The organism is Maricaulis sp. CAU 1757 (assembly GCF_054482675.1).
In genome coordinates, this window is the sequence record NZ_JBTLRI010000002.1 from 262,195 (window position 1) to 283,861 (window position 21,667).

General features: G+C 63.9%; 17 protein-coding genes. 11 read left to right on the plus strand and 6 right to left on the minus strand.

Going from position 1 to position 21,667, the window contains the following annotated elements:
• Positions 1–355 precede the first annotated feature (355 nt).
• From ACXYMR_RS07555 to prfB, 3 genes are all read left to right on the plus strand, one after another.
• Entirely contained in the window at positions 356–1,570 is a 1,215-nt protein-coding gene (locus ACXYMR_RS07555; RefSeq protein WP_458942212.1) for an N-acetylmuramoyl-L-alanine amidase, read from the plus strand.
• Between the two features lie 107 nt (positions 1,571–1,677).
• Positions 1,678–4,185, plus strand: coding sequence for a penicillin-binding protein 1A (locus ACXYMR_RS07560; RefSeq protein WP_458942213.1), 2,508 nt, complete (start codon positions 1,678–1,680; stop codon positions 4,183–4,185).
• A 70-nt stretch (positions 4,186–4,255) separates the two neighbouring features.
• Positions 4,256–5,387 (plus strand): peptide chain release factor 2 gene (gene prfB / locus ACXYMR_RS07565; protein ID WP_458942214.1). Its coding sequence is split into 2 segments (ribosomal slippage): positions 4,256–4,324 and positions 4,326–5,387, totalling 1,131 coding nucleotides; the frame shifts between segments, so codons are not numbered across the junction.
• Between the two features lie 87 nt (positions 5,388–5,474).
• Here the strand turns inward: prfB and ACXYMR_RS07570 are convergent.
• The 4 genes from ACXYMR_RS07570 to bcp form a co-directional block, all read right to left on the minus strand.
• Entirely contained in the window at positions 5,475–5,945 is a 471-nt protein-coding gene (locus ACXYMR_RS07570) for a bactofilin family protein (protein ID WP_458942216.1), read from the minus strand.
• Positions 5,946–6,006: 61 nt separating this feature from the next.
• The gene (locus ACXYMR_RS07575; RefSeq protein ID WP_458942217.1) at positions 6,007–7,242 is read right to left on the minus strand and encodes a peptidoglycan DD-metalloendopeptidase family protein; all 1,236 of its coding nucleotides are present in this window, start codon (positions 7,240–7,242) and stop codon (positions 6,007–6,009) included.
• Between the two features lie 80 nt (positions 7,243–7,322).
• Positions 7,323–8,159, minus strand: coding sequence for a ferritin-like domain-containing protein (locus ACXYMR_RS07580; protein WP_458942219.1), 837 nt, complete (start codon positions 8,157–8,159; stop codon positions 7,323–7,325).
• The gene (gene bcp / locus ACXYMR_RS07585) at positions 8,156–8,629 is read right to left on the minus strand and encodes a thioredoxin-dependent thiol peroxidase (RefSeq protein ID WP_458942220.1); all 474 of its coding nucleotides are present in this window, start codon (positions 8,627–8,629) and stop codon (positions 8,156–8,158) included. The genes ACXYMR_RS07580 and bcp overlap by 4 nt, the downstream gene beginning before the upstream one ends.
• A 105-nt stretch (positions 8,630–8,734) precedes the next feature.
• Between bcp and ACXYMR_RS07590 the strand changes: the two genes are divergently transcribed.
• A complete protein-coding gene (locus ACXYMR_RS07590; RefSeq protein WP_458942222.1) occupies positions 8,735–12,166 on the plus strand; it encodes a YhdP family protein in 3,432 nt (1,143 codons plus the stop codon).
• 7 nt (positions 12,167–12,173) lie between these two features.
• Here ACXYMR_RS07590 and tyrS read toward each other — a convergent pair whose 3' ends face one another.
• Positions 12,174–13,424 (minus strand): tyrosine--tRNA ligase, encoded by a 1,251-nt coding sequence (tyrS, locus tag ACXYMR_RS07595; RefSeq protein ID WP_458942224.1) that lies wholly within the window; start codon positions 13,422–13,424, stop codon positions 12,174–12,176.
• Between the two features lie 62 nt (positions 13,425–13,486).
• Here tyrS and ACXYMR_RS07600 point away from each other — a divergent pair, with 62 nt between their 5' ends.
• The 3 genes from ACXYMR_RS07600 (at position 13,487) to ACXYMR_RS07610 (ending at position 16,708) form a co-directional block, all read left to right on the plus strand.
• The gene (locus tag ACXYMR_RS07600; protein ID WP_458942225.1) at positions 13,487–14,608 is read left to right on the plus strand and encodes an anhydro-N-acetylmuramic acid kinase; all 1,122 of its coding nucleotides are present in this window, start codon (positions 13,487–13,489) and stop codon (positions 14,606–14,608) included.
• Between the two features lie 436 nt (positions 14,609–15,044).
• Complete coding sequence (locus tag ACXYMR_RS07605; protein ID WP_458942227.1) at positions 15,045–15,398, plus strand: helix-turn-helix transcriptional regulator; 354 nt, start codon at positions 15,045–15,047, stop codon at positions 15,396–15,398.
• On the plus strand, positions 15,395–16,708 hold the full coding sequence (locus ACXYMR_RS07610) for a type II toxin-antitoxin system HipA family toxin (protein WP_458942229.1): 1,314 nt from the start codon (positions 15,395–15,397) through the stop codon (positions 16,706–16,708). The genes ACXYMR_RS07605 and ACXYMR_RS07610 overlap by 4 nt, the downstream gene beginning before the upstream one ends.
• 67 nt (positions 16,709–16,775) lie before the next feature.
• Here the strand turns inward: ACXYMR_RS07610 and ACXYMR_RS07615 are convergent, their stop codons facing one another.
• Entirely contained in the window at positions 16,776–17,459 is a 684-nt protein-coding gene (locus ACXYMR_RS07615) for an alpha/beta hydrolase (protein WP_458942231.1), read from the minus strand.
• A 210-nt stretch (positions 17,460–17,669) separates the two neighbouring features.
• Between ACXYMR_RS07615 and ACXYMR_RS07620 the strand changes: the two genes are divergently transcribed.
• Genes ACXYMR_RS07620 through sufC form a run of 4 tightly spaced genes read left to right on the plus strand, consistent with a single transcriptional unit; the run spans position 17,670 to position 21,573 of the window.
• Positions 17,670–18,140 carry an Rrf2 family transcriptional regulator gene (locus ACXYMR_RS07620; RefSeq protein WP_458942233.1) on the plus strand — a complete coding sequence of 157 codons (471 nt, stop codon included), beginning with the start codon at positions 17,670–17,672 and terminating at the stop codon, positions 18,138–18,140.
• Positions 18,141–18,142: 2 nt separating this feature from the next.
• Complete coding sequence (locus tag ACXYMR_RS07625; RefSeq protein WP_458942235.1) at positions 18,143–19,294, plus strand: cysteine desulfurase family protein; 1,152 nt, start codon at positions 18,143–18,145, stop codon at positions 19,292–19,294.
• Positions 19,295–19,309: 15 nt separating this feature from the next.
• On the plus strand, positions 19,310–20,785 hold the full coding sequence (gene sufB / locus ACXYMR_RS07630) for a Fe-S cluster assembly protein SufB (protein WP_458942237.1): 1,476 nt from the start codon (positions 19,310–19,312) through the stop codon (positions 20,783–20,785).
• Between the two features lie 23 nt (positions 20,786–20,808).
• On the plus strand, positions 20,809–21,573 hold the full coding sequence (sufC, locus tag ACXYMR_RS07635; protein WP_458942238.1) for a Fe-S cluster assembly ATPase SufC: 765 nt from the start codon (positions 20,809–20,811) through the stop codon (positions 21,571–21,573).
• Positions 21,574–21,667 lie beyond the last annotated feature (94 nt).

The window sequence follows — 21,667 nt, forward strand, 5'->3', positions numbered from 1 at the left end:
AACGTCACGGGGCCGGATCTGGCCACCGGACGCGGCGGTCGGGGCCCCGTTACGGCCTAGGCCTGCGGGGCATCGATATACTTCCTGACGGTCCATCCTGACACTAAGGCCTTGATAGACAAGCGATCAGACGCTTGGCGGCGGTGAAAAACCAATCTCATCAAAGATGCGTCGCCAAGGCATTGGCAACATGCAACATTCGAGTCAGGAAGAAAAGGCTCTCGCGCGGTAGGCGTAAGCGTTGCAATTTTTCCGGGTTTATCAACCAAACGTCAAACTCCGACGGCTAGTGTTGCCGAAAAGCCGTGAACAGAATCACGGCGCGTGCGATGGTGTGGTTATGCGAGTTCAGCAATTGCTTTCAGCCTTGGCCGGCCTGGCGTTCCTCGGAGCTCCGGCTGTCGCGGAACAAGAGGTTCGCGAAGTCCGCTTCGGGGTGGACGGAAGCAGCACGCGTGTAGTCATCGAAACGACGCAGCCGGGCGATCTGCGCGCCTTTACCCTGGACGGGGTGACGGACGCCACCGGACGCCTCGTCGTCGACCTGCCCGAATCGCGCTGGTCGGTCGACGGGCTCGCGACCGGCGAAGGCGAAGGCATCGGCCTGGTCGATGGGTTCCGCTTCTTCGACAATTCCGCCTCTTCGTCGCGTCTGGTGTTCGAACTTGAGCATCCTGCAATGATTACCCGACAGTTTGCCCTGGCTCCGGCCGAGCCTGGCGGCAATCATCGCTACGTCATCGATGTCGAGCGCTCGAGCGGAGCGATCGCAAATTCCGGCACGCACATCGAGCACGGCCACACCACGGCCGCCAATCTCGATTCTCTGATCGCCGAGCGGGTGGAGGCCGTTTACGTGCCGCCGCAGCGCGAGCGCCGCGTGATTGTCATCGATGCCGGCCACGGCGGCCACGATCCGGGCTCGTTGAGCCCGAGCGGGACGCGCGAGAGCGACGTCAACCTGGAGGCCGCACGAGAACTGCGTCGCCAGCTGGAAGCCACTGGCCGCTACGAGGTTTTTCTGACCCGTGACCGGGATACCTATCCGTCTTGGGAAGAACGCGTTGGAGTGATGGCGAACCAGCGTGCCGACCTGTTCCTGTCGATCCACGCCGACTCTTCGTCCAATCCCGCGACCCATGGCGCCGCGGTCTACACCCTCAATGATCGCGCCGAGAGCCGGGCCCGTCAGCGCGCCCGCCAGGACGCCGGGCATTCCCAACAGGCTGACGTCAACAACATTCTGGTCGAGCTGGAGCTGCGCGAGAAGCGCAACCAGTCTTCCGCCTTTGCCGAGGTCCTGCTGGAGCATCTGGCGACCGCCGGACCGCTGCTGCAGAATCCGCACCGTCAGGCCAATCTGTTCGTCCTGCTTGATCCCCGCGTGCCGGCCGTGCTGCTGGAAATGGGCTTCATGACAAACCGTGATGACGAGGCGAACCTGTTGTCGGCAGCGGCCCGCCGCCGCCAGATGTCGGCCGTGGCCCGCGGCATCGACACCTATTTCGACGAGCGCGGCGACCTGGGCGGACTGCAAGAATATGCCGCCATGGAACTCCCGGCCCGCTGAATCGCTTTAAACTCCGGCACCGTGCGGCCATAATGCCGCCTCGGTAAGGTGTTTCATGGCTTCCGGCAGAGAATCCGGACCGGCGCGACAGGCGGCCTGAGGGCGTAATGAAAATTCTGACTTGGCGTAATTTTGGGCGTGTTGTCCTGTGGGGCGGCATGATGGCGGTCGTGCTCGGCGTGATCGGTTTCATTGCCGTGGCCATTTATGTGGTCCGGGTCACAGACGATCTGCCGCCCTACGAGCAGCTGGCCGAGTACGAGCCGCCAATCATGAGCCGGGTGCATGCCGGCGACGGCCTGCTTATCGCGGAGTACGCACGCGAGCACCGGGTCTTCGTGCCGATCGACAATATTCCGCAGAATGTCGTGCACGCCTTCATCTCCGCGGAAGACAAGAGCTTCTACCAGCATTCCGGGATCGACCTGCGCGGCATCCTGCGCGCTGCGATTTCCAATGTCGGCAATGTCCTCAATGACCGTCGCCTCGAGGGCGCGTCGACGATCACCCAGCAGGTGGCCAAGAACTTCCTGCTGTCGAGTGAACAGCGCATTGAGCGCAAGGTCCGCGAAATGGTGTTGTCGCGGCGCATTGAGCGCGCCTTCACCAAGGACCAGATCATCGAGCTCTATCTCAACGAGATTTACCTCGGGAACCGGTCCTACGGTATCGCGGCGGCATCGCTGAACTATTTCGGCAAGTCGCTCGACGAGCTCGACCTGCACGAGATCGCCTACCTTGCCGCCTTGCCGAAAGGCCCGGCCAACTACCACCCAGAACGTCACCCTCAGGCCGCCATCGATCGGCGCAACTGGGTGATCGGGCGAATGCTGGACAATGGCTTCATCACCGCCGAGGAGGCCGCCGCAGCGCAAGCCGAGCCGCTGGAAGTCGTCGATCGCCTGTCCGGTGCGACCTATACGGCGGCAGAATATTTCGTGGAAGACGTTCGCCGCGAAGTGTTCAACATGTACGGCGAGGATCAGCTTTATGACGGCGGTTTGTCGATCCGCACGACGCTGGATACGACGATGCAGCTGGCCGCCCGCGCAGCGCTGCGCAACGGGCTTGAATCCTACGATCGCCGACACGGTTACCGGGGTGCTCTGGCGAGCATCGAAACCGGTGAAGGCTGGGTGGACCGGCTGGCGGAAGTCGAAGTGCCGGCCGATCTGGACGACGGCTGGGTCCAGGCTGTGGTGTTGTCAGTCAACAGCACTGCGGCGCGGATTGGTCTGCTCAACGGGGCTGAGGGACGGATCCCGATGCGCGCCCTCGAGTGGGCGCGGCAATGGCGCCCCAACGGCCTGGTCGGCGGTGCGGTGAATTCCCCATCCGATGTGCTGTCCGTCGGCGATGTCGTGCTGGTCGAGGCGCTGGAGGATGAAGAGGCTTCAGACGGGGATTATGGCCTGCGACAGGTGCCCCTGATCAATGGCGGTATCCTTGCCATGGACCCGCACACCGGCCGGGTTCTGGCCATGGTGGGCGGTTATTCCTTCCAGCACAGCCAGTTCAACCGGGCCACGCAGGCCTATCGCCAGCCCGGCTCCTCCTTCAAGCCGTTCGTCTATGCCACGGCACTGGATAATGGCTACACCCCGGCCAGCCTCATCCTCGACGCTCCGTTCGTCGCGGAAGGTGGCGGCGACCAGGAATTCTACATGCCGTCGAACTATTCGGAGCGCTATTACGGCATGTCGACGCTCCGCCTCGGCCTGGAACTGTCGCGCAACGTCATGACCGTGCGGCTGGCCCAGCAGGTCGGCATGCGTCCGATCACCGAGTATGGCGAGCGCTTTGGCATTTATGACGATCTGGATCCGGTCCTGGCCATGTCGCTGGGCGCGGGCGAGACGACGCTTTACCGGCTGGTCTCGGCCTATGCGACGATGGTCAATGGCGGTCGACGGGTAGAGCCGACGATCCTTGACCGGGTCCAGGACCGGACCGGCGAAACGATCTACGCGCACGACGTGGCGCCGTGTGACATCTGCGATGTCGAGGACTGGTCGCCTCAGCTGCCCGAACCGGTCTTCCCGGAGACGCGCGAGGCGGTGGTCGACGAGGTCACGGCGTACCAGGTCATCCACATGCTGGAAGGTGCGGTACAGCGCGGCACCGGCACGGCCCTGCGCTCGCTCGGACGGCCTCTGGGCGGCAAGACAGGAACGACAAATGATTTCCGCGATGCCTGGTTTGTCGGCTTCAGCCCGGATCTGATCGTCGGCGTCTATGTCGGGTTCGACAATCCGCAGGAACTGGGGTCCGGCGAGGCTGGCGGCCGCGTTGCAGCACCGATTGCCCGCGATTTCCTGCGGGTGGCTCTGGAGAATTACCCGGTGGCCCCGTTCCGGGTCCCCGAAGGCGTGCGTCTGGTGCCGATCAACCATTTGACCGGCGAACCCGCAGTGCTCGGCCAGCCGGGCGTGATCCTGGAAGCCTTCCGTCCTGGCACAGAGCCGTCCCGGGCGCGCAGCGAAGACGACAGCGGTCTGAGCTTTGCCCGCGATTCCGTCAGCGATGACCCCATGGCTTTCATGCTTGGCGAGAACGAGGATGGTGCCGACGACGAGGCCGAGGACGAGGAAGACGAGCTGGGTGGTCTGTACTGACCATCTTGTCTCCGGCGAATGCCGACCTTATCCCTACGGGACACTTCGACAATTCGAGGCAAGAGCCGATATGCGTGCAGAAATCCAGACCCTGTCCGATGAAATCCAGCAGGCCGTAGGCCTGCTGAGGAGGCGTCTTTGACTGGGATACCGCTCAGAAACGCCTTGACGAGCTGAACGCGCGCTCCGAAGCACCGGAGTTCTGGAATGACCCCCAGAAGGCCCAGGTCCTGATGCGCGAGCGCAACGCACTCGAATCCCAGATTCGTACAGTCGAACGCACCGAAACGGAGCTCGCCGACACCCTTGAACTGGTGGAAATGGCCGAGGCGGAAGGTGATGACGACATGGTGGCAGAAGCCACCACAGCGTTGGAGCGTCTGGCCGACACCATGCGTCGGGCCCAACTCGAGGCGCTGCTGTCGGGCGAGGCTGACGGCAATGACGCCTTCATCGAGATCCATTCCGGCGCCGGTGGTACGGAAAGCCAGGACTGGGCGGCCATGCTGACCCGGATGTATTCGCGCTGGGCCAATTCACGCGGCTTCAAGGTCGAAGTGATGGAAGAGCAGGCAGGCGAGGAAGCGGGGCTGAAATCCGCCACCCTCCTGGTCAAGGGTGAGAATGCCTATGGCTGGCTGAAGACCGAGAGCGGCGTTCACCGCCTGGTGCGGATATCGCCCTTTGATTCCAGCGCCCGCCGGCACACCAGCTTTTCCTCGGTCGGGGTCTATCCCCAGATCGACGACGCGATCGAGGTCGAGATCGACGAGTCCAAGGTGCGTACCGATACCTACCGAGCATCCGGTGCCGGTGGCCAGCACATCAACAAGACCGATAGTGCGGTACGTCTGACCTACGACATGCCCGGCGAGGAGAAGCCGGTGGTGGTGCAGTGTCAGAATGACCGCTCGCAGCACAAGAACCGCTCCCAAGCCTGGGACATGCTGCGTGCCCGTGTCTATGAGATCGAGCTGCAGCGGCGAGAGGCGGCAGCCCAGGCCCAGGCCGATTCGAAGACCGAGATCGGCTGGGGCCACCAGATCCGCTCCTACGTCCTGCAGCCCTACCAGATGGTCAAGGATCTGCGGACCAATGTGGAGACCTCCAACACGGCCGGCGTGCTGGACGGGGATCTCGACGAGTTCATGTCGGCGGCGCTGGCGGCGAGGGTCGGCGGCGACGAGGACGACGCCAGCTGATCGCCTGACACGCTGCTTTGCGGACAAGAAAAAGGGCCGGTCACCGTGAGGTGCCGGCCCTTGTTTCGTCTGGGGTCTAGATCCGCCCTAGAAGCCGGTCTTGGCCGCCATCGGCAATTCCATGGAATCGTCCTTGGCCGGGGCCTTGCCCGGTGCCGGCGGCTTGGAGTCGTCGGACTTGGCAGGTACAGGCTTGGCTTCGGCCTTGGCCTTCGGAGCGCCCGGGGCGTCCTTCAGCGGATCGGACGAATGGCGGCAATTGCCGTCGAAGAAAGCGCCGCTTTCAACCGACAGGGCCGAATGCACGATATCGCCCTCGATGCGAGCCGTGGCAGAGAGCTGGATCTGGCGGGCGCGGACGCTGCCGGTCACCTTGCCGCGGACGACGACGGTTTCAGCGTAGACTTCACCGTTGACCGAGGCGTCTTCGCCGATGATCAGGGATCCGGCGCGGACATCGCCGTCAACCGAGCCATCGAGCTGGATTTCGCCGTCGGAAACGATCGAACCTGTCAGAACCAGGTCGCTGGACAGGATGGAGGGGGCTTTCGATTTCATGGCGGTCCTTTTCGGTGGCGCGCTCATCTGCGCACCGGTCTCGGGAAGCGATAGGTCTTTGTTACCCTTGTTGAACATATTGGCCGGCTCTCAGTAGACGGTTGGGATCAATGGCTGAGCCATTGTACCAGATTTCATAATGAAGGTGTGTGGCGGTACTGCGGCCGGTGGAACCCATGCCGCCAATGCGCTCGCCACGCTCGACTGTGTCACCCCGGCGGACGCTGATTTCGTGCAGATGGCCGTAGCGGGTGACGAAGCCATAGCCATGGTCAATTTCGACGCAACGCCCATAACCGCTGCGCCAACCGGCATAGACAACACGTCCGGGGCCGGTTGCCACGATCGGGGCGCGCCGGTAGGCGGCGAAGTCCATGCCTCGGTGGGCGGCTGAACGACCATTGAACGGGTCAATGCGGACCCCGAACGGGCTGGTCAGCCGGTGTGTGTCCGCTACGGGGGTGCCGAGCGGGCCCGCGTCGATGAACTGATCGAGCTCTTCAACCTCAAGCAGACGGGCGGAAATACGGGCGATGCGGGCGGCAAAGTCCTCGTCGACAGGCAGACCCGCGGTGAAAGCGGAGGAGTCGCCGATCGGGATGAACGGCCCGCCACGCTCTTCACGCTCGCGGCCATCCGCCAACACGTCCTCGATATTGAGGCCGGTCAAACGCAAAACCGCCCGCAGATTCTGCAGGCGGGCTTCGGTGGCATCCTCTGCGCGGGCGAGGACTGCGTCCTGTTCACCCATGAGGTAGGCAATCTGGTCTTCCGGCGCGTCCGAAACCGCGGCGACACGGACCAGCGGGTCACGCGCTTCGCGCGGCGTCGGGTCGGCCGGGGTCGCGGCCACGAGCACGCGGTCTCCGTCGATCTCCGGCGAAGGCGCCAGATCCTGGCCGGTCAGCTGTTCGGCAAATGCGACCAGCTGCCGCAAGGTCTCGTGACGGGCCTGGAATTCGTACGCGGTGCGATCGAACTCCTCCATCCGGGATTCCATGAAGGACGTAACAGTGGCTTCGGTTGCCTGAGCTTCCGCGACGCGGCGCTGCAGGTCATTGCGCTCGCGCTCGAAGGCCGCGACCTGGGCATCCAGAGCGCGGCCATGGAAAGCAACGGACACCGTGGAGAAGCACAGCCAGCCAGCCAGAACCGTGGCCGAAGCCAGCGCGCTCAGCTGGATACCGGTCGATATCTGGAAATACCGAACCTGGCCATCACTGCGGTGATAGATTTGCCGGTCAGGAAACCAGCGTTGAGCCGTTCCCCAGACAGCGTCTCGCACTCGTTCAAACATCAATTTGCCGCTCAGATCTCTCTTGCCCCGATCCCTGCGCCAGCATGTGACACAAAAGCCGACCGGATATCAATACAGTCTCATGCAAGAGACGAACCGGTTTCGGTTAGCGATTGGTAAAAATATTCAGCGAGGCCAGCGCGGTGCCGAGCCGGCCGGTTGAAGGGCGGTTTCAATGGGCCTTTGAAGTATTCGCGTACAAGTGATTGAAAGTAATCAGGAGCAACGCGCTTTTCGGACTGGCAAACATGGGTAAACCAGCGCATTCCGGTCGCCACGTGAGCGATCTCCTCATTGTAAATGACCCGTAATACTCCAGCCGAGGCCCGGTCCCCGGCCTTGCTGAGGCGCTCGATCATCGGCGGCGTGACGTCAAGGCCCCGCGCTTCGAGCACCAATGGAGCGACGGCAAGGCGACCTGCAAGGCTGAACCGGGTCGCCTCGGCGCTATCCCACATGCCGTCATGAGCGGGCAGGGCACCATACCACGACCCCAGCTCGGCCAGCCGTTCTGTCACCATACCGAAATGACGCGCCTCGTCGTCGGCGACCTTGAGCCAGTCTGCCACGAAGGCTTGGCGCTGCTCGTCCTGAATAAGGGGGCTGGCGGAAAAACGCGCGAGCAGATCGATGGCCAGGTTGATGGCATTGAACTCGATGTGTCCGACGGCATGCATCAACGCGGTGCGTCCGGCGGCACTGGTCAGGCGCCGACGCGGCACATTGCCCGGCGATACGAGTTCGGGACAGGCGGGCCGGGCCGGACGATTTGGAAGGCCGGGGTCGGAACCGGGCGCGAGGCTGATATCACCTCCTTGCCAGGCTGCGGCAAGGGCGCGGGTCCTTCTCGCCTTCTCGTGGGCGTCGGCGGTTTCAAGAATGTCCCGGCAGGTCTGCTGAAGTGTGCTTGTGGTCAAGCGTCCATTTCCCTGACAGCAGCGAGCACTTCTTCCGCATGGCCCTTTACTTTCACCTTGCGCCAGATTTGGGCGATGCGGCCTTCACGGTCGATCAGGAAGGTCGAGCGTTCGATACCCATGTACTCGCGGCCATAGAGCTTCTTGAGAACCCAGACGCCATAGGCTTCACAAACGAGCCCTTCTTCATCGGAGGCGAGGCGAACTGTGAGGTCGTGCTTGGCCTTGAACCGGTCATGCTTCTTGACGCTGTCCTTCGAGACGCCGATGACTTGGGTGTCGAGTTCGGCAAACTGGTCTGACGCGCTGGAAAAGTTGATCGCCTGAGTGGTGCAGCCCGGCGTATCGTCCTTGGGATAAAAGTAGAGCACCACGTTGCGGCCGCGCAGGGCGGTCAGGTCGATGTCCCCACTGCCATCGGCCGGCAAGGTAAAGGTTGGAGCCAGGTCACCCGTTTTGAGTTCACTCATCTCGTCTCTTCCTTCCTGTTTGCGTCGGCTGTGTCAGCCGCCCCCGCTTAATGGGCGATTTAACGGCCCGGCGTCCAGTCAGCTGGCTGCAGGGAGTCCGCACTGATGCTTCGCCGGTCCCTGGAATGGAGCCTGATCTACATCCTGGAGGGGGTGGCGGTCCTGCTCACCCTGCTGATTTTCGGGGCGGCGGCGTTGTTCTGGCGTTTGTCCACGGGGCCGATCGAGCTGGATTTCCTGCGCCAGGACGCCCAGGCCATGCTGGCCGAAACCTTCGAGGGCGAGATCGTCGCCCTGGGCAGTCTGGAAGCGCGCTATGACACCGAGCACTATGCTCTGCGCCTGATTGCCCGCGACGTCACGGTAACCGGGGGCGAGGGCGAGGTGATCACCCGGGCGCCACTGATCGAAGCCGGACTGGCCCTGGATGCCCTGCTGTTCCAGCGCCTTGAGCCGGTGACCATTGATATCGTTGGCGGGGCGGTGTCCATCGTGCGGCGTGCTGACGGGGCGGTAGGAGCCGGGCTGGGCGGTGTCGAGCGGGTGGCGGCGAATGCCCGTCAGCCGCAGGTCGGCGGTGCCGACAGTGCCTGGTTGTTCGAAATCCTGCGCAACCCCGAGACTGCACCGCAAAGTGTGCGACGCCTGCGTTCGGTACAGATCGAGCAGGCATCGGTACGGATTGTTGACGACCAGCTCGGCATGTCCTGGCTGGTGCAGGATGGTTCCGTCCGTTTCTCGCGGAATGAGCAGCGCACAGCGGCATCGGTGGCCGGGCGGGTGGCTACACCCTCGGGTTTTGCGCCGGTAGCGGTCAGTGTGGAAGCGGGTCGGGATCTGGAGAACCTGCAGCTCACGGCCCAGTTCAGCGAGTTGTCACCGGCCGGGGTGTTTCCCGCCTCCGGGCCGCTGGCAGCGTTGCGGGGGCTGGATGCGCCGGTGGACCTCGCTCTGGTGGTCGATGCCACGCGCGAGGCAGGCATTCGCGCCGCTGCGCTGGATGTGACTGCCGGCGAGGGGAGCTATCTTGCCGAGGGCGCGGCGCGCGCGTTCGAAGGAGCGGAACTGGTGGCGCGCTTCGATCCCGATGCCGGCCTGTTCGAGATTGAGGAAGCCTGGATCCTGTCGGAGGTGATGTCGGGCACTGCGCGCGGTACAATCAGCCGCATTCGCGATTATGAAGGTGCCTTGCCGCGCCAGGCCGATTTCGAACTGGAGTTGGGTCCGGGATTTATTGATCTAGGCCCGGCTTTCGAACGCCCCCCGCAATGGCAGGGCCTGCAGGTCGCCGGGTCGGTGGCACTGGCCGATTATCGCTTGGAACTTGACCGGCTAGATGCGCAGATCGGTTCCATCCGAGCGGCGCTTGCCGGAGCGGTGTCGCTAACCGAGGTGAGCGAGGATCGCTGGTTGCCGAATATCCGGCTGAGCGGTCCGATCGAAGGCGACATCACGCCAGAGCTGATGCTGGCCTACTGGCCGGTGGAGTTGGCCGACGGCGCGCGCGACTGGATCGACGGGGCGATTCTCGGGGCGGATTTCCAGGGCGCCCATTTCGACCTCGATCTGGACGCCGCGTCCATCGACGCCGGCGCCCTGGCCAATGAGCGCATGACACTGACCTTCTCGGTCGAGAACGCGGCGGTGCGCTACATCTCCACCATGACGCCACTGACCGAGGCCCGTGGCACGGCGACACTGCGCGGCAATGCGTTCGAGGCCACGCTTGAAAGCGGGCGCATCGGCAATATCGAGATCAGCGAGGGCTATGTCGACATTCCGCGCCTCAACCCCAAGGGCGCGATGGCGCGCTATGGCGGCGTGGCCCGGGGTTCGGCGCGCGACATCCTGGGCCTGATCGACGAACCGCCACTCAATCTGGCCTCCGATTACGGGCTCGATCCGGCCTTGGTCGACGGTGTGGGAGATGTGGCCTTTGAGATTCGCCGGCCCATGCTGTCCGACGTTCCCCCGGAAGACATCCCGTTCAGGGTCGAAGGCAATTTCACCGCGCTGTCACTGGCCTTGCCAGGTACCGAGGCGCGCCTCGAGAACGGCGAAGCACGGCTGGTGGCGAGTCAGGATGGAATCGAGGCGGCGGGCAGCGCGGTGATGCTCGACACACCGCTGGACATTCGATGGTCGGAAACCTTTGGCTTGCCCGAAGGCGAAGCGTCCACCCGGATCGAGGTCGACGCCGAGGTCAGTGCTCGCACGCTCGACGCTTTCAATCTGCCGGCCCGACGTTACTTCAGCGGCCCGATCATGGTGCACGCCGCGGCGCAATCCGACGGGTTGGAGGTCCATGCCGTCGATGTCCGCGCCGATCTGGCACTGGCGCGGCTGGAGGCGCCGTGGGGTGTCTGGGTCAAACCGCCCGATGTACCGGGCGAGGCCGTGCTGGCGATCCGCCGCAATGAGGCCGGAGCGCTCAATCTGGATTCCTTTGCCCTGAGTACGGACGGGATGGCGATCACCGGAGATATCGAAATGGGGCCGAACGGGCGCTTGGTCCGGGCCCGGCTTCCGCAGGTCCGCATTGACGGCATCGCCGACCTGGAAGGCGAGCTGGCCGCCGGCGCTGAACCGGGTGATCCGCTGCGGATGTCCGTGTCAGGGCGTTATGCTGACGTTTCCGATCTGCTCCCCAATCTCCTGACCATGAACTCGGACGGGCCCGGTCTGCCGCTGTCCCTGGACATGGATGTCGGTCGGTTGGTGCTTTCCAACGCCAGCGTGCTGGAAGATTTCAGCCTGCTATGGCGCAGCGAAGCCGCGGGCATCAGGGCAGTGTCGCTGACCGGTGAGGGACTGGACGGGCCGGTCCAAGGCTCGTTCGGGGCCGGTCCCGACGGCGGTCGACGGGAGTTTCGCTTCCAGACCCAGTCCGTCGAGCGGCTTGGTGGCTTGTTGGGTATCGAAGGGTATGCCAGCGGTGGCGGTCTGGCGATGATCGGCTCGGCTCCGCCGCTGGGCGTGGACGGACCGCTGACGGCTCAGCTGGAAGTGACCGACCTGACCCTGGTCGAACTGCCGATTCTGGCCCGCTTGCTGGCTGCCGGCTCGTTCCAGGGCCTCGCTGCGCTGCTCAATGGGGAAGGAATCCACTTTGACCGGGTGGACGCGGAAATCCTGTTTGAGGACGGCTTGCTGACCATCGGTGAAGCACGGGCGCGAGGTGATGCGCTGGGCGTGACGGCTGCGGGAACGATTGATTTCGATGGCGAGCTGGCGGCCGTCGACGGCAATCTGGTACCATCATACGGCGTCAATTCAATGCTCGGCGAGCTACCGGTCATCGGCGAGCTCCTGGTGTCGCGGCCGGGCGAAGGCGTGATCGGCATCACCTATTCGGTCGAGGGTCCGTTCGACGGCCTCACCGTGTTCGCAAACCCGCTGTCAGTGCTCGCTCCGGGCGTGCTGCGCCGGATATTCGAGGGCACAGCCGCAGCGCGCGCCGCCGAGCAGCGCCAGGACGATGCGGCGTTGGAAACGCCAGAGGCCGAAGCCGAGCCGGCAGCCGAACCCCAGCCGTAAGCGGGGTCTAGCCGAGCGGCTTGGCGAGGGCGTGACGCTTCTTGCCGATGGACAGCTTTATGACGCCGTCCTGCACGAGGTCCGCATGCGCCTTGGCGAACGGATCGGTGAGGGGGGCGTCGTTGACCTTGGCCGCGCCAGCCTTGATGTGGCGGCGCATTTCGCCGTTGGACGCGGCCAGACCGGCCTCGACGAAAAGGCCGACCAAATTGACCTCGCCACTGTCCAGGCCGGAAAACTCCACCGTTGGCAGAGCCGCGCCAGCACCACCCTTGGCAAAGGTTTCGCGGGCCGTCTGCTCAGCCGCGCGAGCCGCCTCGGCGCCGTGCAGGAGGGTCGTTGCCTCATTGGCCAGACGCACTTTGGCATCGTTGATGGCGGCGCCTTCGAGGGCTTCCAGCCGGGCAATCTCGTCAAGCGGCAGATCGGTGAAAAGCCGCAGGAAGCGGCCGACATCGGCGTCTTCGGTATTGCGCCAGAACTGCCAGTATTCATAGGCGCTCAACCGGTCGGCATTGAGCCAGACAGCGCCCTCGGCGGTCTTGCCCATCTTGGCACCCGACGCGGTGGTGATGAGCGGCGTGGTGAAGCCGTAGACCTCGGCCTGGTCGACCCGGCGGCACAGCTCTACACCGTTGAGGATATTGCCCCACTGGTCGCCCCCGCCGAGCTGCAGAGTGCAACCATGTCGCCGGTAGAGTTCGAGGAAATCGACCGCTTGCAGCAGCATGTAGTTGAATTCGAGGAAGGTGAGCGGCTGCTCACGCTCGAGGCGGAGCTTCACCGATTCAAACGTCATCATCCGGTTGATGGTGAAATGGGTCCCGAACTTGCGCAGGAATTCCAGATAGCCGAACTCGGACAACCATTGGTCATTGTCGACGACGATGGCATCCGTCGGACCATCGCCGATGCTCACGAGGCTCGCAAAGGCGGAGAGGATACCCTCCTTGTTGGCAGCGATGGCCGCGTCGTCGAGCATGGCCCGGGATTTGTCCTTGCCCGAAGGGTCGCCGATCTTGGTGGTGCCGCCGCCCATCAGGATGATTGGCCGGTGTCCGGCCTGCTGCATGCGGCGCAGCATCATGATCTGAACCAGCGAACCGACATGCAGGCTCGAAGCGGTGGCATCGAATCCGATATAGCCGGTGACCACGCCCTTGGCAGCGGCCTCGTCGAGGCCCTCGAGGTTGGTGGCATCCTGGTGATATCCGCGCTCGACCAGCGTGCGCACCAGTTCGGACTTGTATTCGCTCATGAACGCTCTCCTGATAGAGCGCTTCTAGGTGGTGCGGGGCCGCGGGAAAAGAGGGGGCGTGCATGAAGCGCGTGATCGGATTGATGAGCGGCACCTCGCTCGATGGCATCGACGCCGCCCTGATCGAGACCGACGGGGTGCGTATCGGGCATTTCGGACCAGGCGAGACGGTGGCCTATTCGCGCGAAGACCGGGCTGTGTTGCAGGCTGCAGTGGATGCGGCGCTGGTCTGGCAGTTCGAAGGGGCTCAACCCGATTTCGGCGCTGCTGAAAAAGCCCTCACCGAGCGCCATGCAGAAGCCGTGCGGCGGACCGCGACAGCGGCCGGTCTGGCACTGGCCGACATCGAGCTGGTCGGGTTTCACGGCCAAACCGTGCTGCACCGTGCTCCGGCTGTTGGTCGGGGCGGCAAGACGTTGCAGATCGGCAATGGCCAGGCGCTGGCCGACGCATTGGGTATCGATGTGATCTATGATTTCCGGCGCGACGACGTGCGTGCCGGTGGTCAGGGGGCGCCTCTGGCACCGCTATTTCACGCTGCACTGGCAGAGCAGGCCGGCCTGGGCGGACCGCTGGCCGTGCTCAATCTCGGCGGTGTGGCCAATGTCAGCTGGCTGTGTGATGACGAGCCGCCGGTCGCCTTCGATACGGGCCCGGCCAATGGATTGATCGATGCCTGGTGTCTGGAGCACACGGGCTCCGCCTATGACTGCGATGGCGTGCTGGCGGCCCAGGGGCGTGTCGATTCGGAGGCGCTGGACGCGCTGATGCGCCATCCGTTCTTTCAGCTGAAGCCGCCGAAATCACTGGATCGGTGGGATTTCACGCTGGACCCTGTGCGGCACCTTGGTGTGGAAGACGGGGCGGCCACTCTTGCAGCGTTCACGGCCTATACGGTTGCCGACGCAATCAGGCGTCTGGGCCAGCCGAACCGGCTTCTGGTGACCGGTGGAGGCCGTCACAATCCCACCCTGATGCGGCTCATGAGCGACCGGCTTGGCTTGGCCGCGGAGCCGGTTGAGGCGGTCGGCTGGCGCGGCGACCTGCTTGAGGCCGAGGCCTTCGCCTGGCTTGCGGTACGGGTGGAGCGGGGTCTGCCGACCAGCTTGCCGTCGACCACCGGGGCGCGGCATCCGGTATCCGGGGGAAAGCGGGCGCGGGCGTCGGAGCGCGCCTCCCGCTGACGAGGGCCGCACGACCCGGGCGAGTTCGGCGGTGCCGAGCGAGTAGATGCAGTGATGGCAGCGCTACATCGAGAGCCCGACCTCGACCGTACCGGCGCCATCGCGTTCATGCCGGTTGCAGCATGCTGTCGTGGTCTTCAGGGCAAATCGGACCGAAAACCAGAGGCACTCCCGAAGCGGGTCGAGGCGAAACGATAAACGCGCATGTTCGACCTTCTCCGATGTGCTTTGGCAGCAGCACAGCGGGATTTCGGGTGCTGACCGTCAGAGCACTGAGCAATGACGGGCTCCGCTATTGTATCCCGCTATGTATCGATTCTGACCAATTAAGTCCAAATTTATCTAGTAGATATCATTTTTACGACATTATGTTAGCTTGCTTTCGTATCACTTTTGATGCATTATGCAGCAGAATGCGTTTTAGGTGCTATTTTTGATGCAAAACGAAAACCTGCATATCCAGCCGATTTCAGAGCTGGCCGCGACGATCGGATCCCGCCTTGAATCCTACCGCATCGCGCGTTCGATCCGGCAAGCGGACTTGGCGCGCGAGGCCGGGATTTCCCGTTCGACCCTGCATCGCATCGAATCCGGCAAGGGCGGCACCCTGGAAAACCTGCTGCGTGTGCTGCGTGCGCTTGGACTTGATAACCGAATGGCCGATCTGATTCCCGATGCCAGTCTCTCACCGCTGGATCCACGCTCAGCAGATGCCGCGCCTCGCAAGCGGGTTTCCCGTCCCCGGAAGTCCGGAATCGAAGACAGCGGGAGCTGGAGCTGGGATCAATGAGCGAGCGGACGCGGGCCGAAGTCCGCTTGTGGGGCCGCATGATCGGCGCGGTTCTCTGGGACCCCCAGCGGGCCTTGGGCGTCTTCGAGTATGCCCCCGACTTTGTCCGCAGCGGCATCCAGGTTGCGCCGCTGACCATGCCGCTGAGGCCCGGTCCGTTCGATTTTCCCGAACTGGGAGCCGAGAGTTTTAAGCGACTACCGGGGCTGATCGCGGACAGTCTTCCGGACAAGTTCGGCAATGCGCTGATCAATCGTTGGCTGGCCGGGCAGGGGCGGGCGCCGGACAGTTTCAATCCGGTCGAGCGGCTTTGCTACACGGGGCGCCGAGGGATGGGGGCGCTGGAGTTCGAACCAGCCACCGGCGAGCGCAGGGCGGACGGGGGGCTTGTGGATATTGCGCCCCTGGTCGAGCTGGCGGGTCGGGTGCTCAACGAGCGCAAGGGCTTGGGCGGCGCGTTGCGCGGCGAGGAGGATGCCGGTGTGCTGCGCGACATCCTCCGTGTTGGCACCTCTGCCGGTGGCGCTCGGGCCAAGGCGGTGCTGGCCTGGAACGAAACCACGGGTGATTTCCATTCCGGACAGCTGGAGGCCGGGCCGGGCTATTCGCAATGGCTGCTCAAGTTCGACGGCGTGTCGGGAAATGCCGACAAGGAGATCGCCGACCCCAAGGGTTATGGGCGACTGGAATATGCCTGCCACCGGCTCGCTCTCGATGCCGGGATCACCATGGCAGAATGCCGTTTGTTCGAGGAAAACGGGCGGGCGCACTTCATGACCAGGCGCTTCGACCGCACCGGGGACGGGCAGAAGCTGCACATGCAGACCCTCGCCGCGATGCGGCATTTCGATTTTAACCTGCCGGGGGCCTACAGTTACGAACAGGCGATTGAGACGATCCGGATGCTTGGCCTTGGCCGTGAAGCGCTCGAGGAGCAATTCCGTCGGGCCTTGCTGAACGTGGTGATCCGGAACCAGGACGACCACGTCAAGAATATCGCCTTCCTGATGGACAAGCAGGGACGTTGGTCCCTGGCTCCGGCGTACGACGTGGTCTACGCCTACAATCCGGACGGCGCCTGGACGGCGCGCCACCAGATGTCGATTGCCGGCAAGACCTCCGGCTTCACCATGGAGGACATACTTGCCCTCGGGCGGGCGGCAGACATCAAGCCGGCGCGGACCCGGGCCATGCTCCGGCAGATCGTGGACTGTGCGCAGCGCTGGCAGCACTATGCCGACGAAGCCTGTCTCGACCCGGTGCTTTCAAACCGCGCCCGATCCGGTTTCAGGACCGTTTTCCCGGATTAGCAAAACAAGAAAAAGGCCCGCCGAGCTGAGCTCGGCAGGCCCTTGTTCTAAGCGGATCGGAACGTGCTCAGCGCTTGCCGGTGATCTGGCGTTCGGCGCGTTCCTTCTCCACCGTCGGCAGGCGGCTTTCCAGATAGTCCTCGATATGCCCCTGCAGCACATCGAGGTGTTCGGAGAACAAATGGCCGGCCTCGGGCACGATCTCGGTGGTGATCTCGATGCCTTTCTGAACGCGGACTTTCGACATCACGCGCTCGACGTCTTCCGGCGGCACGATCTTGTCCTGGCCACCGTGCACAATGATGCCGGAAGCCGGGCAGGGCGCGAGGAAGGTAAAATCGTACATGTTGGTCGGCGGGGCGACCGAGACGAAACCGGCAATCTCCGGGCGGCGCATCAGGAGCTGCATGCCGACCCAGGCGCCGAAGGAATGACCGGCAACCCAGCAGAAGCGGGCGCCGGAATTGTAGCCCTGCACCCAGTCGAGCACGGTGGCTGCGTCGGACAGCTCTCCGAGGCCCTGGTCATAGCTGCCCTGGGAACGGCCGACGCCGCGGAAGTTGAAGCGCAGCGTGGCAAAGCCGCGCTTGCGGAACACGTCATACATCATGTCGACGCTGGGATTTTCCATATTGCCGCCGCCAAGAGGGTGGGCGTGCAGGATCAGGGCGATCGGCGCCGTCGGGTCTTCGCTTGGGCTGTAGCGCCCCTCAAGGCGGCCGGCCGGGCCGGGAATGATCACGTCAGGCATAGGGGTTCGGGCCTTCTCGGTCGTTACGTGGCGTCGCTGCGAACCGGTTGTCGCACCACCATTGAAACGCAGGCGGGCTGCAACCATATTCTTGACTAAACTACTCGGATATTGGACGAGCGCACCCACAAGCACGCATCGCCCGTTTCCGGGAGCGCGCGTCTTAGCATGATCGGGTCGCGAAATGCGAGCGTTTAAGGAGGTTTTCGCATGAAGCTGAGCACCAAGGGACGGTATGCCGTGATGGCCATGGCCGACCTTGCGGGCGCAGCCGGCGAGGGCCCTGTCACGCTGGCCGAGATTGCCTCGCGCCAGTCGATCTCCCTGTCTTACCTGGAACAGCTCTTCGCCAAGCTGCGTCGGGCCGGGCTGGTGACCTCGGTTCGCGGTCCCGGCGGCGGTTATCGTCTGGCGCGCGCATCGGGCGATATCTGCATCGCCGACATCGTGCTGGCTGTCGACGAGCCGCTTCGGGCGACGCGGTGTGCGAAGGTGAAAGGCTGCCTGGCCGATGGTCGGCGCTGTGTGACCCATGATTTGTGGGACGAGCTGGGCCAGCACATTTATCTCTACCTGTCCTCGATCAGTCTGGAAGACGTGCTGGAGCGACGCCTGCTGGGCTCGGCGCACGGCGCGTCAACTGTCAGGGCGAAGGCCGGCAGGGCGGGGGCGATGGCCTGATCATGCGCAGTTATCTCGATCATAACGCAACCACGACAGTGCGCCCCGAGGTCATCGACCTGGTGGCAGAGGTGCTGCGCGAGACCGGCAACCCGTCATCGGTGCACGCTGATGGGCAGGCCGCGCGGCGCCGTGTGGACCAGGCGCGTCGCCAGGTCGGCAAGGCGGTCTGCGCGCGTCCGGAAGACGTGATCTTCACAGGATGTGGCACGGAGGCGCTGAACCTCGCGCTGAATTCGGCCATCAAGGCCGGGAATGCAGCGCGGGTCATGCATTCGGCGTTGGAACACGAGGCGGTGGCTGTAACCGCGGAGGCCAGCGGTCTCCCGGTCGAGGTCATTCCCGTGACCGCCGATGCCGTGGTCGACCTGTCCTGGCTGGAGCAGCGGCTGGAGCGCTGGAACGAAGTGTCCGAGGGTCGCCCGGTGGTGGCGGTCATGTGGGCCAGCAATGAGACCGGCACCATCCAGCCAGTCGAAGAAATTGCCCGTCTGACCCATGCCGCAGGCGGACTATTGGTCGTTGATGCTATCCAGGCGGTCGGCAAGATCGCCGTGGATTTCGCCGGCAGCGGCGCTGATTACCTTGCTTTGTCGTCGCACAAGTTCGGCGGTCCGCAAGGTGTCGGTGCACTGGTGGCGTCGTGTGATGCGCCGATGGCGCGACACGTTCACGGCGGTGGCCAGGAAAGTGGCCGCCGCGCCGGTACGCTCAATGTCGCGGGCATTGCCGGTCTGGGCCTGGCGATCGAGCAGGCCACGGCTGGGCTCGACCGGTTCGCCGCGCTGGCGGACGGGCGCGATCGCATGGTCGCAGCGGTGCGGGAGGCGGCGCCAGATGTGCGCATCATCGGCGAAGCCGCCCCGCGTCTGCCCAATACGCTGTGCCTGGCAGTGCCGGGCTGGAAGGGTGAGACCCAGGTCATGGCGCTGGATCTGGCCGGTGTATCGATCAGTGCCGGTTCGGCCTGTTCCTCGGGCAAGGCCAGGGCGTCCAAGGTCGGAACGGCCCTCGCGCTGCCGGAAGAACTGGCCCGCGGTGTCGTTCGTATCAGTCTTGGCTGGTCCTCCAGCGACGCCGATGTCGAGGCGTTTATCGAGGCCTGGACGACAGCCTATGCGCGTATTCAATCCACACTCAAGGCAACGGCCTGAAAGCGGTAATCGATCATGGCGGCAGTCAAAGAAACCATCGAAGACGTCAAGAAGCTGGAATCCGACAAGTACAAGTACGGCTTCACGACGGATATCGAGCAGGATCTCGCTCCCAAGGGGCTGAGCGCCGACACCGTGCGCTTTATCTCGGCCAAGAAGGGCGAGCCGGACTGGATGCTGGCCTGGCGCTTGGAAGCGCTTGAACGCTGGCAGGAAATGCACGAGCCGGAGTGGGCCAAGGTCGACTATCCGAAGATCGACTATCAGGACATCCACTATTACGCCGAGCCCAAGGCCGGCGCGAAATACGACTCGATCGACGACGTGCCGGAGGAAATCCTCGCCGACTTCGCGCGCCTCGGCATTCCGCTCAAGGAGCAGGAGGTCCTGCTCGGCGTGAAGGGCTCGGAGAACCGGGTCGCCGTCGATGCCGTGTTCGACAGCGTCTCGGTGGTCACGACATTCAAGAAGGAGCTGGCCAAGGCCGGCGTCATTTTCTGCTCGATCTCCGAGGCGCTGCGGGATCACCCGGACCTGGTACGCAAGTATCTCGGCTCGGTCGTACCGGCGTCGGACAATTTCTTCGCCACGCTCAACACGGCGGTGTTTTCCGACGGTTCCTTCGTCTACGTGCCGCCGGGCGTGCGCTGTCCGATGGAGTTGTCGACCTATTTCCGCATGAACGCGGAAGGGACCGGGCAGTTCGAACGCACCCTGATCATCGCCGACAAGGGCGCTTACGTCTCCTACCTGGAAGGCTGCACGGCGCCGATGCGCGACGAGAACCAGCTGCACGCCGCGGTGGTCGAACTGGTGGCGCTGGACGATGCGGAGATCAAGTACTCCACCGTGCAGAACTGGTGGCCGGGCGACGCCGACGGCAAGGGCGGGGTGTACAACTTCGTGACCAAGCGTGGCGATTGCCGGGGCAAGAATTCCAAGATCTCCTGGACCCAGGTCGAGACCGGCTCGGCGATCACGTGGAAATACCCGTCCTGCATCCTGCGCGGCGACAATTCGCGCGGCGAGTTCTACTCGATCGCGGTCACCAATGGTCGCCAGCAGGCCGATACCGGCACCAAGATGATCCATCTCGGCAAGGGCACGACCAGCCGGATCATCTCCAAGGGCATTTCCGCCGGGCGCTCCGACCAGACCTATCGCGGCCTGGTCTCGGTGCATCCCAAGGCCACGGGCGCGCGCAATTTCACCCAGTGCGACAGCCTGCTGATCGGCGACCAGTGCGGCGCCCACACCGTGCCCTATGTCGAATGCAAGACCCCGCACGCCGTGCTCGAGCACGAGGCGACCACGACCAAGCTGTCGGAAGACCAGCTCTTCTATGCCCGCCAGCGCGGGCTGTCTGAAGAGGCGGCGACGGCGCTGCTGGTCAACGGTTTCGTGCGCGAGGTGTTGCAGGAATTGCCGATGGAGTTTGCCGTCGAGGCCCAGACGCTGCTCAAGGTGTCGCTGGAAGGAAGTGTCGGCTAGGCCGACCGCGAAGGATCGAAGTTATGCTGAAAATCAATGACCTACATTGCAAAGTCGAAATCGCGGATGCGGACGACAAGCCGATCCTCAAGGGCTTCTCGATCGAGGTCCCGGCCGGCGAAGTGCATGCCATCATGGGGCCGAACGGCTCGGGCAAGTCGACCTTCTCCTACGTGGTAACGGGGCGCGACGGCTATGAGTGCACGGGCGGTTCGATCGAGTTCATGGGCGAGGACATTTCCGAACTGGCTCCGGAAGAGCGGGCGGCCAAGGGGCTCTATCTCTCCTTCCAGTATCCAATCGAAATCCCGGGCGTGCCGACCATTACCTTCCTCAAGGAAGCCCTCAACGCCCAGCGCAAGTCGCGTGGCGAGGACGAGGTTACGGCACCGGAATTCATGAAGCTGATCCGGGAAAAGGCAAAGCAGCTCAATGTGTCGATGGACATGCTCAAGCGGCCGGTGAATGTCGGTTTTTCCGGCGGCGAGAAGAAGCGCATGGAAATCCTCCAGGCGCTGGTGCTGGAGCCGAAATTCCTGATCCTCGACGAGACCGACTCCGGGCTCGACATCGATGCCCTGAAAACCGTGTCGGAAGGGGTCAATGCCTTGCGCTCGCCGGAGCGCGGCATGCTGGTGATCACCCACTATCAGCGTCTGCTGGACCACATCACACCGGACGTCGTGCACGTCATGGCCGATGGCCGCATCGTCAAGTCGGGCGGGCCGGAGCTGGCACGTGAGCTCGAGGCGGAAGGGTATGACAAATACCTGACGGAGGCGGCATGACGGCCCTGGTGCACACGGCGGCAGAGAAACGGCTGATCGACGCCCTGGAGGGCGGCGAGGACTGGAGGGGGGGCGGGCGCCGGGCCGTCGTCGC

Bases quoted from the DNA above. Each gene is read 5' to 3' on its own strand.
- sufB (WP_458942237.1), top strand. From the start codon at position 19,310: ATGGCGGCAGTCAAAGAAACCATCGAAGACGTCAAGAAGCTGGAATCC.
- ACXYMR_RS07610 (WP_458942229.1), top strand. From the start codon at position 15,395: ATGAGCGAGCGGACGCGGGCCGAAGTCCGCTTGTGGGGCCGCATGATC.
- ACXYMR_RS07570 (WP_458942216.1), bottom strand. From the start codon at position 5,945: ATGAAATCGAAAGCCCCCTCCATCCTGTCCAGCGACCTGGTTCTGACA.
- bcp (WP_458942220.1), bottom strand. From the start codon at position 8,629: ATGAGTGAACTCAAAACGGGTGACCTGGCTCCAACCTTTACCTTGCCG.
- tyrS (WP_458942224.1), bottom strand. From the start codon at position 13,424: ATGAGCGAATACAAGTCCGAACTGGTGCGCACGCTGGTCGAGCGCGGA.
- ACXYMR_RS07605 (WP_458942227.1), top strand. From the start codon at position 15,045: ATGCAAAACGAAAACCTGCATATCCAGCCGATTTCAGAGCTGGCCGCG.
- ACXYMR_RS07600 (WP_458942225.1), top strand. From the start codon at position 13,487: ATGAAGCGCGTGATCGGATTGATGAGCGGCACCTCGCTCGATGGCATC.
- ACXYMR_RS07590 (WP_458942222.1), top strand. From the start codon at position 8,735: ATGCTTCGCCGGTCCCTGGAATGGAGCCTGATCTACATCCTGGAGGGG.
- ACXYMR_RS07620 (WP_458942233.1), top strand. From the start codon at position 17,670: ATGAAGCTGAGCACCAAGGGACGGTATGCCGTGATGGCCATGGCCGAC.
- ACXYMR_RS07625 (WP_458942235.1), top strand. From the start codon at position 18,143: ATGCGCAGTTATCTCGATCATAACGCAACCACGACAGTGCGCCCCGAG.
- ACXYMR_RS07575 (WP_458942217.1), bottom strand. From the start codon at position 7,242: ATGTTTGAACGAGTGCGAGACGCTGTCTGGGGAACGGCTCAACGCTGG.
- ACXYMR_RS07615 (WP_458942231.1), bottom strand. From the start codon at position 17,459: ATGCCTGACGTGATCATTCCCGGCCCGGCCGGCCGCCTTGAGGGGCGC.
- ACXYMR_RS07560 (WP_458942213.1), top strand. From the start codon at position 1,678: ATGAAAATTCTGACTTGGCGTAATTTTGGGCGTGTTGTCCTGTGGGGC.
- sufC (WP_458942238.1), top strand. From the start codon at position 20,809: ATGCTGAAAATCAATGACCTACATTGCAAAGTCGAAATCGCGGATGCG.